This window comes from Pseudomonas sp. BN414 (genome assembly GCF_029871275.1).
Classification (GTDB): Bacteria; Pseudomonadota; Gammaproteobacteria; order Pseudomonadales; family Pseudomonadaceae; genus Metapseudomonas; species Metapseudomonas resinovorans_C.
On the sequence record NZ_SSOL01000076.1, the window covers coordinates 195,577 to 208,055 of the forward strand.

A 12,479-nucleotide genomic window follows, 5' to 3' on the forward strand; every position below is an offset into this window, starting at 1 on the left:
CCCCTGCGCGATATGCGCTTCGTCCTCAATGAAGTCTTCGAGGTCGCCAAGCTCTGGGCTGAGCTGCCTGCCCTGGCCGAAGTGGTCGACGCCGATACCGCCTCCGCCATCCTGGAAGAAGCTGGCAAGGTCACCGGTGGCGTGATCGCCCCGCTGAACCGTAGCGGCGACGAAGAAGGCTGCCAGTGGAAAGATGGCGCCGTGAGCACCCCGGCCGGTTTCCCTGCGGCCTACCAGACCTATGCCGAAGGTGGCTGGGTCGGCGTGGGCGGCGACCCCGTCTTCGGCGGCATGGGCATGCCCAAGGTCATCTCCGCCCAGGTGGAAGAAATGGTCAACGCGGCCAACCTTTCCTTCGGCCTGTACCCGATGCTGACCGCCGGCGCCTGCCTGTCGATCAACGCCCACGCCAGCGAAGAGCTGAAGGAAAAGTACCTGCCGAACATGTACGCAGGTGTCTGGTCCGGCTCCATGTGCCTGACCGAACCGCACGCCGGTACCGACCTCGGCATCATCCGCACCAAGGCCGAACCCCAGGCCGACGGCAGCTACAAGATCACCGGCACCAAGATCTTCATCACCGGTGGCGAGCACGACCTGACCGAGAACATCATCCACCTGGTACTGGCCAAGCTGCCCGACGCCCCGGCTGGTCCGAAAGGCATCTCCCTGTTCCTCGTGCCCAAGGTGATGGTTAACGCCGACGGCTCCCTGGGCGAGCAGAACGCCGTGTCCTGCGGCTCCATCGAACACAAGATGGGCATCAAGGGTTCGGCCACCTGCGTGATGAACTTCGACGGCGCCACCGGCTACATCGTCGACGCCCCGAACAAGGGCCTGGCCGCCATGTTCACCATGATGAACTACGAGCGTCTGGGCGTGGGTATCCAGGGCCTGGCGTCCGGCGAGCGTTCCTACCAGAGCGCCGTGGAATACGCCCGCGAGCGCATCCAGAGCCGTTCGCCGACCGGCCCGGTTGCCAAGGAAAAGGCCGCTGACCCGATCATCGTGCACCCCGATGTACGCCGCATGCTGCTGACCATGAAGGCAGCCAACGAAGGCGGCCGCGCCTTCTCCAGCTACGTCGCCATGCAGCTCGACACCGCCAAGTTCAGCGAAGACCCCGTCGTGCGTAAGCGCGCGGAAGAAATGGTCGCGCTGCTGACCCCGGTGGCCAAGGCGTTCCTCACCGACCTCGGTCTGGAAACCACCGTCCACGGCCAGCAGGTCTTCGGCGGCCACGGCTTCATCCGTGAGTGGGGCCAGGAGCAACTGGTGCGTGACGTGCGCATCACCCAGATCTACGAAGGCACCAACGGCATCCAGGCCCTCGACCTGGTGGGCCGCAAGGTCGTCGGCAGCGGCGGCGCGTTCTACAAGCAGTTCGCCGACGAGATCAACGCATTCGCCAACAGCGCTTCCGCTGAGCTCGCCGAGTTCACCGAGCCGCTGAAAGCCGCTGTCGCCAACCTCGACGAGCTGACTGCCTGGGTCTTGGACCGCGCGAAGAACAACCCGAACGAAATCGGTGCCGCTTCGGTGGAGTACCTCCATGTGTTCGGCTACACCGCCTACGCCTACATGTGGGCATTGATGGCTCGGGCCGCGATCGGTCGTGCTGCCCTGGGCAAGGAAGGTCAGGACGACTTCTACGCCAGCAAGCTCGGCACCGCGCGCTTCTACTTCGCCCGCCTGCTGCCGCGCATCCACTCCCTGACCGCCTCGGTGAAGGCCGGCAGCGAGTCGCTCTACCTGCTGGACGCCGAGCAGTTCTAAGCGTTACCCGGCAAACACAAAGCCCCGCAATTGCGGGGCTTTGTTTTTTCAGGCTGCCTACCTGAACTGTGGGAGCGAATTTATTCGCGATGGGCCGCCCCGCGGCCCCGTAGGTTGGTGCCGAGGAACGAGGCCCAACGGCGCGGGGTGAGTCCGCCACGTTGGGTTTCGCAAGCTCTACCCAACCTACGAAAAGCGAGTACTGCTCGCCTGTGGGGGCGAATTCATTCGCGATGGGCCGCACCGCGGCCCCGTAGGTTGGTTCCGAGGAACGAGCCCCAATGGCGCGGAGTGAGTCCGCAACGTTGGGTTTCGCAAGCTCTACCCAACCTACGAAAGCGAGTACCGCTTACCTGTGGGGGCGAATTCATTCGCGAAGGGCCGCACCGCGGCCCCGTAGGTTGGCGCCGAGGAACGAGGCCCAACAGCGCGGAGTGAGTCCGCTGTGGGAGCGAATTTATTCGCGAATGAATTCGCTCCCACAAGGGAGCATCACGGCTGCAATGAATCCGCCAGCGTCGGGTCGTCGATGTAGCGATTGCGGTTGCCCTGGAGGGCCTCGATGCGGTTGTTGCGGGCGCGTTCTTCGTCATCCACCGGGTCCAGGCGGTTCCACTGTTGGAACATCTGCACCTGCCCGACGATGGGGAGCCCGTATTCCGTATGCATGTAGAAGATCGCCCTCGCCACGTTGCCCTTGGCGGCGTCGCGGGGCTCTACCAGTTGGTACGCGGATTTGAAGTCGCAGTCGGCCAGCGTGCTCTGACCGCCTTCGCCCACAGTGCCGAACAGGGCGTTGCGCCGCGCCAGTTCGATGCGTGACTGGTCCGGGTAGAGGTTGTGCAGGTCGGAAAGCATGTAGGGGTACTGCGGATTGGCAGCCTGGCACTGGCTGTCGGTGACGCAGCGCAGCGCGCTCTTGATCTGCTTGGTGCTGTACACCGGGCTCGCGCTGAGTAGGCCGCCTGGCGCGCTGAAGGCCTTGCCGCAATAAAGCGTGACACCGCCGCCCGCGTAGAGCTGTTGCCAGAAGGCCTGCTCGACCGCAGCCTTGGGATCGGCCAGGCGCTCCTGGCCACCGGCGAATGCATGGCTGGCGGCCACGGCCGCCAGGCAAGAGAGGGCAGTTACAACTGGGCGCATGGTCATGACCCTGGACCGCCGTGTCGGGGTCTGTAGTTCTTGTAGGACAAAACGAGTCTAACAATACAGTTAGGGGCAAACCAAGACCAACCGATCGCTTGCTTGGTTGTACCTTTAGGTTGCAACGGCAGTCAGCTAATTCCGAAATCGTGTAAGCATTGGCTTACATGCGCTGGTGGCTATAGCTCCTTTCCGACCTCGGGGCCGGGTATTAATCTTCAAGCCATTGGACGTCGCGCAGGAAGCGCATTGCAAAACAGGGATACGCCGGATTTCCGCCAGGATGGCGGTCAGATCAGGGATGTCGGGACACAGTCTGCAAAACCTCGCTTCGGCGAGGTTTTTCTTTTTCTGCATCCCGGAAATCCCCTAGAGCAGCGCCTCCTTTGGCCCGATCACGCCTTCCAGCATCGAGCGCAGCAGCTCCAGGGTCGCCTGCTGGCGCTGGGCATCGCGGAACACCAATCCCACCTTTAACGGCACCCGTGGCTCGCTCAGCGGTTTCCACAGCAGCCGCTGATTGGCGTGCATTTGCCGCGCGCGGCCGGGCAACACCGTGGCCAACATGGTGTGCGGCAGGCTGTCGAGGATGCCCGCCATATGGTTCAGCTCCGCCTGCACGTGTGGGCGGCGGCCGAGCAGGGCAAGCTGCTCCTGCCAGATCTGCCGGATACGGAATTCCTCACCGAGCAGCAGCATCGGCAGTTCAGCCGCCTGGGCCAGGGAAACCTTCTTGAATTCCTTCAGCGGGTGCTCTGTGGGAATCACCAGCTGCAACTCATCTTCGTAGAGCAACTGGCTGTGCAGCCCCGGCTGGCGCGGCGGCAGGAAACCGATGCCGATGTCCAGGTTGCCGGTCAGCAGGCGACGCTCGATATCCAGCCCCGACAGTTCGTAGATCTGCACCACCAGCTGCGGCTGCGCTTCGCGCAGGCGCTCCAGTAGCAGGGGGACCAGCGCCGCATTCACCGTTTGCAGCACGCCGATGGCCAGGCTGCGCGGTGACTGGCCACGGAAGCCGCGCAGGGCTTCGCGGGCGCGCTCGAGGCCATCCAGCAGAGGCAGCGCGTGGCTATACAGGGTGTGCGCGGCCAGGGTCGGCAGCAGGCGTTTGCCGCTGCGTTGGAACAGGCTGACGTCCAGGCTCTGTTCCAGCTGGCGGATCTGCTGGGAAAGTGCGGGTTGCGACAGGCTGAGGCGCTCGGCGGCTCGTCCGACATGGCCTTCCTCGTAGAGCGCGACGAAGTAGCGGAGCTGGCGAAAATCCATAAGCGTTACTTATCGATAAAGCAGGAAAATCGAAATGGCCCGTGGTGCCTCAAGACCATAGCCTATGCCGCGTAGAGACTGTATCTCGCGCTGGAGAGGGCAAATGTGCGCGTTAGTCGTGAAGGGCATTTTCATAGGTAAAGCCGAAGATATAGGCGGCGGTTTGTCCAGTGCAATCGACAAGCAGCCAATCGACCACCGACTCTGGCTCTGGCCCCAGGGCCTGGGCAGTGACGAGCAGGGCGACCCCCGCTTCCACGGTGGCCCGGAACGGGCCCTGCACCACTATCCGGCCGAGCACTACGCATACTGGCGCAGGCATTTCCACGACGTCGACTGGAAGGCGCCGAGTTTTGGCGAGAACCTTTCCACCTACGGCCTGACCGAAGACCAGGTGTGCATCGGCGACATCTTCCGCTGGGGGCAGGCCTTCATCCAGGTCAGTCAGCCGCGTTCGCCCTGCTATCGCCTGAGCCGTCGCTGGAGCATTTCCGACCTGCCGCAACGGGTGCAGGAAACCGGCCGCTGCGGCTGGTTCTACCGCGTGCTGCGGCCCGGCTTCGTCAGCCAGGAAGATTCGCTGGAACTGATCCAGCGCAGCTACCCCGGCCTGACCGTCACCCACGCCATCCAGAGCTTCTTCCACTTCCCGTTGGAACACGCCGGCCTGCAGCAGCTGCAACAGTGCGAAGCGCTGTCCACGCGCTGGCGCGACACCGCCGCCCGCCGCCTCAGCACCGGCCTGGTTGAAGACTGGGATGCCCGCTTGCAGGGCTTGCCGCTGGAGGGGATGCGCGCATGAGCGACTACCGCATAAGTCTGCGTCGCGACGACGTGCTGTTCGCCGAAATCAGCGTGAGCCAGGCGCGCTACGCGGAAATGACCCACGAGATGCGCAAGCGTTTCCCGCGCGAGGAAGGCTTCAGCCTGCACATCGAGCACCGTCGGGAACTCCGTCGCATCCTCGAACAGGGCCCGGACGGCCTGCGCCTGCTGGGCATCGAGTATCGCCATGAAGAGGTGTCGTCACATGCGTGACGCCCTCGCCGACCTGCGCCTGATGAAGACCGTGGAACGACCCACACAGCTGTTCGTGCGCGGCCAGGGTTCCTGGCTCTGGGATTCCGAAGGCCACGCGTTCCTGGACTTCACCCAGGGCTGGGCAGTGAACAGCCTTGGCCACAGCCCCAGCGTCGTGGTGAACGCACTCAAGCGTCAGGCGGAGAGCCTGATCAACCCCGGGCCGGCCTACTACAACCGCGGCATGCTCGAACTGGCCTCGCGCTTGTGCCTGGCCAGCGGCAGCGATCAGGTGTACTTCCTCAACAGCGGTGCCGAGGCCAACGAAGGCGCCATCAAGCTGGCGCGCAAGTGGGGCCAGCTGCATCGGGGCGGCGCCTTCGGCATCGTCACCGCGAGCAACAGCTTTCACGGCCGCACGCTGGCCACCATGTCGGCTTCCGGCAAGCCGACTTTCGAAGCGATGTTCGAGCCCAAGGTGCCCGGATTCAGCAAGGTCCCTTACAACGACCTCGAGGCCCTGGCCGCTGCCGTGGATGCGACGACGGTGGCGGTGATGCTGGAGCCGGTGCAGGGCGAAGCCGGCGTTATCCCCGCCACGCTGGAATACCTGCAGGGTGCCGAGCGCCTGTGCCGCGAGCGCGGCGTGCTGCTGATCCTCGATGAAGTGCAGACCGGCATCGGCCGCTGCGGCACCTTGCTGGCGGAAGAGCTGTACGGCATTCGCGCCGACATCATCACCCTTGGCAAGGGCCTGGGCGGCGGCGTGCCCCTGGCGGCTCTACTGGCGCGAGGCAACGCCTGCTGCTTCGAGCTGGGCGAGCAGGGCGGCACCTACCATGGCAACGCCTTGATGACCGCAGCCGGCCTCGCTGTGCTGAACACGGTGTTAGAGCCCGGTTTCCTCGAGCAGGTACGCGAGGTTGCCCAGCACCTGCGCGAGGGGCTGGCGCGAGTGTCGCGTCGTCATGGCCACGGTCCCTTGCGGGGCCACGGATTGATGATCGGCCTGCCACTGATTCGCCAGGCCGCGCCCCTCGTGGCGCGGCATGCTTTCGCCGAAGGGCTGCTGATCAATGCGCCGCAGCCCGACTGCCTGCGCTTCACCCCGGCGCTGACGGTAAGCCGCGCCAATGTCGATGAAATGCTCAAGCGCCTGAACCGCGCCTTCGCCCTGGCCAAGAGCAAACCCCTGGAGATCGCCTGACATGCGCGTTGCCATCCTGCAGCATGCCCCCTTCGAAGGCCCTGGCCGCATTCAACAGTGGCTCGACTTGCGTGCCGCGCAGGTGCGGGTTCACAACCTCTATGCAGACTCCCGCCTGCCCAGGCCCGACAACTTCGACCTGCTGATCGTCATGGGCGGCCCCATGAGCGTTCACGACGAAACGGAACTGCCCTGGCTCAAGGCCGAGAAGCAGCTGATCCGCAAGGCGCTCGATGCGGGCAAGCGCGTGCTGGGCATCTGCCTCGGTGGTCAATTGCTGGCCCAGGCGCTGGGCGCGGAGGTACGCAAGGGCCAGGCGGAGATCGGCTGGTGGCCGATGGAAAAGCGCGCCGAGGCAGACCATTCGCCACTGGGTCGCATGCTGCCGCAGCGGCTGTTGGCCATGCACTGGCACGGCGAAACCTTCGACCTGCCGCCCGGTGCGATTCCTCTCTACGGTTCGGCGGCCTGCATCAATCAGGGATTCGTCTGGGAAGAGCGCGCCATCGCCCTGCAATGCCATCTGGAAAGCACGCCGGAAAGCATCGAGGCGATGCTGGAAGCCTGCGCGGCTGATTTGGAGCTACCCGGCTCGGTGGAAGACGCGGCGGCCATCCGCGATGGCTTTCCTCAGTGCAGCGCCCTGGCGCCGACTCTGTTCCGCCTGCTGGATTACCTTACAGGCCCTCACGCTTCACTGACCTGAGCGGACAAACCTGTGAGGGCGAATTCATTCGCCAAGGGCGGGTCGTAGGATGTGGTTGAGCGAAGCGATACCCATCGGCTCTCACGAACAGCATGGGTATCGCAAGCTCCACCCATCCTACGTTGCTGAGCGGACAAACCTGTGGGGGTTTTGCGGATTCAGGTCAGCGGGCGATACAACTCTGCCCGCCGATCCCTGAGGTAGGTCAGGCTCTGCCGCGAGGCGTCCAGCTTGTCCCGTTTGAGGTCGGCGAAGGCCAGGGTTTCTTCACGGCCGCAGATCGCGGCCTGGCTGCCGTCCGGCGCGCACACGCTGGAAAGGCCGCAGTAGCGGATTTCCCCTTCGGCGCCGCAATAGTTGGCGTAGGCCAGGTAGCACTGGCTTTCGAAGGCGCGGGTGCGGACGAGCACATCGCAGACGAAATCGTACGGCTCCATGTTGGCGGTCGGCACCAGCACCGCATCGGCGCCGGCGAGTGCCAGGCGGCGGACGTTCTCGGGGAACTCCACGTCGTAGCAGATCAGCATGCCCAGCTTCCAACCGTGCAATTCCACCAGCGGATAGTCGTCGCCGCCGGCGCTGAACATGCTCCTGTCCAGCTCACCGAAGAGGTGGGTCTTGCGGTAGTTGCCCAGGCGTTGGCCTTGGGCGTCGATCAGTTGCACCGAATTGAAGATGGCGCCTTCGACGCTGCGTTCCGGATAGCCGTAGAGGATGGCGATGCCCTGCTCGCGGGCGATCTCGACAATCCGCCCGGCCCAGGCGCCGTCGCAGGGTTCGGCCAGGGCGCTGACCGCTTCCGCGCCGATGTTGTAGCCGCTGAGGTACATCTCCGGCGTGACCAGCAGCTGTGCGCCGCGTCGGGCCGCCTCGGCCGCCCGCAGCTGCAGGCGATCGAGGTTGGCCGCCGGGTCGCGCGGCAGCGGTGGGCACTGGTAGAGGGCGATGCGCATGGAGCGTCTCCTGGCTCAGTCCGGCAGGGCGATGGGGCCGAGTTCGGCGAAGCAGTCACCGGGACCGGGGTTCTCGGGCGAGGTGCTGCCACCGAAGTGCTTCATGATGCCCCAGACCGCGTTGAGCGAGGTTTGCACCGCGCCTTCCACCCAGGCTGGAGTCCAGGACACGTCGTCACCGGCGATGAAGATGCCGCGCTGTTCGGCAGGCATGTCGTCCTGCACGAAGTGCGCGTACATACGCTGGTTGTAGCGGTAGTGGCCCGGCAGCGCGCCCTTGAAGGCGCCGAGGAAGTGCGGGTCGGACTCCCAGGAAATGGTGATCGGGTCGCCGATGATGTGGCCGGCGATGTCCACGTCCGGGTAGATCTTCTTCAGCGCATCCAGGGCCAGCTTCACGCGCTTCTCCACCGGGTGCGGCAGCATTTTCAGCGCGTCGCTCATCCACGAGTAGGACAGGCAGATCACGCCTGGCTTGTCGTCGCCGTTGTCGAACAGGTAGGTGCCGCGAGTGAGGCGGTCGGTGAGGGTCATGCTCAGGGTGTCGCGGCCGGTTTCCGGATTCTTGTCCTTCCAGAACGGGCGATCGACCATCACGAACGTCTTGGACGACTGCATGTAGCGGGTGCGGTCCAGGGCCATCCACATTTTCTGCGAGAAGAGTGATTCCTCGCATTCGATCTGGGTGGTCAGCAGCCAGCTCTGGCAGGTGGCGAGCACGGCAGCGTAATGACGGGTGTCACCCCAGTTGTCGGTGACGGCGAGGCTGCCATCGGCGGCCCGGGCGATGCGTTTCACGCCTGGACGCGGGGCGCCGTTGTGCAGGGACGCGAGGCTGGTGCCCGCCGGCCAATGCACGCATTTCTCGGGAACGTGGCGCCAGATGCCCATGGGCACCTGCTGCACGCCACCGACGATCAGGTGCTGGTTGTCGTCGCAGGCGGTCATCACCACGCGGAAGATTTCCAGCATCGAGTTGGGGAAGTCCGAGTCCCAGCCGCCGGTGCCGAAGCCCACCTGGCCGAACACCTCGCGGTGGTGGAAGGACAGCTTGGCGAAGGCCTTGGAGCTGGCCACGAAGTCGTAGAAGGTGCGGTCGTCCCACAGCGGTACCAGGGTGTCCCACAGCTCCTTCAGGCGCTTCACATCGCGGTCGCGGATGGCCTGCTGGATGTCGCCGAAGCGGGCGCCGTCCTCCAGTGCATCGGCCCAGGCGTCGGCCACTTCCTGGAAGAGGGCCGGCAGGTCGGTCATCTTCTCGGCGTAGTAGGTCTTGCCCTCCAGGTCGATGACCGTGCTGCCCGAGGCCGGCGTCAGCGGGTTGGGGAAAGGCTGGGTCTTGAGGCCCAGCATGTCCACGTAGTGGTAGAAGGCGGTGGAGGAGGCCGGGAAGCGCATGCCGCCCAGCTCCGCGATGATGCCGTCGGTGCCTTCGAAGGTCTGCGAACGCAGGCGCCCGCCCATTTTCGAGGCTTCGTACACAACGGGCTTCAGGCCCAGCTTCATCAACTCGTAAGCCGCCACCAGGCCGGCGATACCGGCGCCGACGATGGCTACCTCGGCACCCTGCTGTTCAGCCGGGATGCTCCCCAGGCCCGCGGGATGTTCGATCCAGTCATCGAAGGCGAAGGGGAAGTCCGGACCAAAAATGGTGATGGGTTTCTTGCCGTCGGCGGGGTGGCGATTGTTGTTGTTCATGCTGGACCTTGAAGGCTTGAGGAAGAGCGGCCCGTTGGGCGCGGTGGGGCCATTCTAGGGAGCGTCGTTTTCGTCCATAAGACGAAAAATGTCGTCATTTGGAAGTTGTGGTATTCAAAACGACGAAGCTTTCATTCGATATGACGAATAGGGGCGCGCTCACTTTCCATCAGGTTAGTCGGCGACGTGGGGAACCATGATCGGGTGGGCGGGCGGTACTTTGCGATTTCCCTCCCGCGAACTGCTTTTCGTAGGGTGGAAATCGCTTTTCATTTCCACCATCGGAGGTGGACCAGTGAAGCGTGGTCCACACCTATGGTGTTGAGATCACAGAGAGGCGGGCGCCAGCGGCTGGCCGCGGTCGATCTTGCAACTGAGGATGATCGAGGTGGTGGTCTTCTCCACCCCGTCCACGCTGCCGATCAGGTCCAGCAGCTCGTCGAGGCGCTCGGGGGAGTCGGCGCGCAGCCAGGCGACGTAGTCGAACTCGCCGCTCACCGCGCAGAGCACCTGTACTTCCGCCATGCCGGTCAGACGACGCAGCACGTCCTTGCCGCTGCGCGGTTTCACCGTGATCCCCACGTAGGCCTGCAGGCCGCCATCGGCCACGCGCCGGCCCAGCCGCACGCCGTAGCCGGTGATGACCTGCGCCTTCTCCAGCCGTGCCAGTCGTGAAGTCACCGTGGTGCGCGCGATGCCCAGGCGCCGGGCTAGCGTGGCCACGCTCTCGCGGGCGTTGATCTGCAGGGCGGCGATCAGCTGGCGGTCGATTTCATCGAGGGGCAGGTCGGACATGGAATGGCTCGGTGCGATTGGCTGCGTAGAGGTTAGCGGGTGCGCAAGGCTACCTGAAGCCGATGGACCGCGCCCATTGGTCGGCGCCATCGTCGCACTGCCGGGAGGCGAACCAGACTGAATCGACAGAAGTCCGAGACACGTCGGCCCCATCCACCTTCCACGAGAGCCTCACCCCCATGACCCCAATCGCCCCTTGCCGCTGGACCCTGCTCGCTTCGCTCATCTGCCTGCCCGCCTTCGCCGAAACCGTGGTGCCGTTGCAGGGGCAGACCCAGCAGCAGGTCCAGCAGGATATCGCCAACTGCCAGGCCCAGGCCGGCAGCTCCACGAGCACCACCACCTCCAACCCGAGCGGCGGTCGCGTCCGGGGCGCCGCGACGGGTGCCATGGCCGGTGCCGTCGTTGGCCAAGCGCGCAGCAACGACTACGACCGCATCGATGACGATCTGCAGAAGGAGTACCGGCAGGAGAAAGCCAAGGACGCCGCGGTGGCCGGTGCCGTGGTCGGCGGTTCGCGTCAGCGCCAGGAGCGCAGGCAGGACCGCCGCACCAACGAGCAGGCCAGCAGCACGGCGTCGTCGGCCTATACGAGTTGCCTGCAGCAGCGCGGCTATCAGGTAACGCCCTAGGCAGTGCCGCGCGCCTGCTGTTCCAGCTGCGACTGCAGGTTCGGATCGAGCCTGAGCTGATAGGCCAGCTCGTCCAGGTAGGCGCGTTCGGCGGTTTGCTGGTCATCCACCAGCATCACGCTGGCCAGGTACATCTCGGCCGCCATGCCGGGGTCCGATGCGGCCTGCGCCACTTCGGCGGCGTCCAGCGGCCGTTGCACTTCCTGGTCCAGCCACGCCTGCAATTGCGGGTCGTCGGTGTGCCGGGAAATCTCGGCGTAGATGGTCTGTTTTTCCTGCTCGTCGATGCGGCCATCGGCCTTGGCGGCAGCGATCAGTGCGCGGAGGATGGCCAGGCTGTGGTCATCGGCCTCGGCACCGGAAAGCTGGTCCACCGTGCTGATCGCCTGCTGCGGCGCGGAAGACTGCTGGCGTTGCCAGGCCTGGTACGCCTGGAAGGCCATCATGCCGAGGGACGCCAGCGCGGCGTAATTCGGTCCTCCGGAACGCCCGCCACCGCCACTCATCGAACCGCCGCCCATGGAGGCACCGCTCTGGCCTCCGCCGAGGATGCCGCCAAGCAGGCCGCCCAGTCCGGCATTGGCGCCGCCGCCACCTCCCATGAGCCCGCCCAGCAGGCCACCGAGCCCGCCCAGAGGGTCCTGCGACGCCATCCCCGCGTCGCCCCGTTGTGCTGCGCCGGCCTGGCCGGACCGCAGTAGTTGTTCGAGCAGATCACTGGTGTTCATGGCCTCGTCCTCGCGGTGGCCGTTTTCCGGTCAGGGAACGATAGACCCGGCCAGAAGCAGGGGCATGACCGTCGGGCGGCGAAGATTGTTGCGCGCTACGGAAAAGCGCTTTCAGCAAAGGCGTCTTTTTCCCGCGCCTTGCCTGGAGTCGAATTGGCACATCGGCCGAAAGCGCATCGCCAGCGATGCCGGGGCCTTCCAGGCAAACAGGAGAAACACCATGAACCGTGCAATCGCCACCAGTACCACCTTGCTGCTCGCCTTCCTGGCCAGCGGCAGCGTCTTCGCGGCTAAATCCGCCGAGTCCGTGCCCTACAGCTACGGCATGCCGCTGGACGTCGCCCGTGTCATCTCCATCGATGAGCCGAACTCACTCACCTGCGAGACCATCCAGGCGAAGATGACCTACGTCGATTCCCAGGGCGAAGAGAAATCCGTGACCTACCTGAAAGAGTCCAGCGCTTGCGCCAATAGCTGATGCGAGGCCGTGAATCGTCCGGCACCAGACTTGGCAGGACTGCGTCCTGCACAGCGATTGAAATCGCCCCCACA

Annotated in this window: 13 protein-coding genes; 7 read left to right on the forward strand and 6 right to left on the reverse strand. The window is 64.9% G+C overall.

Annotation, left to right across the window (positions count from 1 at the left end; genetic code table 11):
• The coding region (locus E8E95_RS24775; protein ID WP_280349060.1) for an acyl-CoA dehydrogenase C-terminal domain-containing protein at window positions 1-1,776 on the forward strand (1,776 nt) is incomplete at its 5' end.
• Between the two features lie 492 nt (window positions 1,777-2,268).
• Here E8E95_RS24775 and E8E95_RS24780 read toward each other — a convergent pair.
• A complete protein-coding gene (locus E8E95_RS24780; RefSeq protein ID WP_280354634.1) occupies window positions 2,269-2,919 on the reverse strand; it encodes an endonuclease in 651 nt (216 codons plus the stop codon).
• 369 nt (window positions 2,920-3,288) lie between these two features.
• Window positions 3,289-4,188, reverse strand: a complete 900-nt coding sequence (locus E8E95_RS24785) for a LysR substrate-binding domain-containing protein (RefSeq protein WP_280354636.1) — start codon at window positions 4,186-4,188, stop codon at window positions 3,289-3,291.
• Window positions 4,189-4,291: 103 nt separating this feature from the next.
• Here E8E95_RS24785 and E8E95_RS24790 point away from each other — a divergent pair, with 103 nt between their 5' ends.
• Genes E8E95_RS24790 through E8E95_RS24805 form a run of 4 tightly spaced genes read left to right on the forward strand, consistent with a single transcriptional unit; the run spans window position 4,292 to window position 7,121 of the window.
• Window positions 4,292-4,990 carry an MOSC domain-containing protein gene (locus tag E8E95_RS24790; protein WP_280354638.1) on the forward strand — a complete coding sequence of 233 codons (699 nt, stop codon included), beginning with the start codon at window positions 4,292-4,294 and terminating at the stop codon, window positions 4,988-4,990.
• Window positions 4,987-5,226, forward strand: coding sequence for a hypothetical protein (locus E8E95_RS24795; protein WP_280354640.1), 240 nt, complete (start codon window positions 4,987-4,989; stop codon window positions 5,224-5,226). The genes E8E95_RS24790 and E8E95_RS24795 overlap by 4 nt, the downstream gene beginning before the upstream one ends.
• Entirely contained in the window at window positions 5,219-6,415 is a 1,197-nt protein-coding gene (locus E8E95_RS24800) for an aminotransferase class III-fold pyridoxal phosphate-dependent enzyme (RefSeq protein ID WP_280354641.1), read from the forward strand. Before E8E95_RS24795 ends, E8E95_RS24800 begins: the two co-directional genes overlap by 8 nt.
• A gap of 1 nt (window position 6,416) precedes the next feature.
• Window positions 6,417-7,121, forward strand: a complete 705-nt coding sequence (locus E8E95_RS24805) for a type 1 glutamine amidotransferase (RefSeq protein WP_280354642.1) — start codon at window positions 6,417-6,419, stop codon at window positions 7,119-7,121.
• Between the two features lie 158 nt (window positions 7,122-7,279).
• Here E8E95_RS24805 and E8E95_RS24810 read toward each other — a convergent pair whose 3' ends face one another.
• The 3 genes from E8E95_RS24810 to E8E95_RS24820 form a co-directional block, all read right to left on the reverse strand.
• Window positions 7,280-8,074, reverse strand: a complete 795-nt coding sequence (locus E8E95_RS24810) for a carbon-nitrogen hydrolase family protein (protein WP_280354643.1) — start codon at window positions 8,072-8,074, stop codon at window positions 7,280-7,282.
• A 15-nt stretch (window positions 8,075-8,089) separates the two neighbouring features.
• Complete coding sequence (locus tag E8E95_RS24815) at window positions 8,090-9,772, reverse strand: NAD(P)/FAD-dependent oxidoreductase (RefSeq protein WP_280354644.1); 1,683 nt, start codon at window positions 9,770-9,772, stop codon at window positions 8,090-8,092.
• A 327-nt stretch (window positions 9,773-10,099) separates the two neighbouring features.
• Window positions 10,100-10,567, reverse strand: a complete 468-nt coding sequence (locus tag E8E95_RS24820) for an Lrp/AsnC family transcriptional regulator (RefSeq protein ID WP_280354646.1) — start codon at window positions 10,565-10,567, stop codon at window positions 10,100-10,102.
• A 179-nt stretch (window positions 10,568-10,746) separates the two neighbouring features.
• On the opposite strand from E8E95_RS24820, the gene E8E95_RS24825 reads away from it, so the two are divergent.
• On the forward strand, window positions 10,747-11,199 hold the full coding sequence (locus E8E95_RS24825; protein ID WP_280354648.1) for a YMGG-like glycine zipper-containing protein: 453 nt from the start codon (window positions 10,747-10,749) through the stop codon (window positions 11,197-11,199).
• On the opposite strand, the gene E8E95_RS24830 is transcribed toward E8E95_RS24825, so the two are convergent.
• Window positions 11,196-11,927 carry a tellurite resistance TerB family protein gene (locus tag E8E95_RS24830; protein WP_280354650.1) on the reverse strand — a complete coding sequence of 244 codons (732 nt, stop codon included), beginning with the start codon at window positions 11,925-11,927 and terminating at the stop codon, window positions 11,196-11,198. The two genes, E8E95_RS24825 and E8E95_RS24830, sit on opposite strands and share 4 nt — an antisense overlap.
• A 220-nt stretch (window positions 11,928-12,147) precedes the next feature.
• On the opposite strand from E8E95_RS24830, the gene E8E95_RS24835 reads away from it, so the two are divergent.
• Window positions 12,148-12,405 carry a DUF2790 domain-containing protein gene (locus tag E8E95_RS24835; RefSeq protein ID WP_120653396.1) on the forward strand — a complete coding sequence of 86 codons (258 nt, stop codon included), beginning with the start codon at window positions 12,148-12,150 and terminating at the stop codon, window positions 12,403-12,405.
• Window positions 12,406-12,479: the final 74 nt, after the last annotated feature.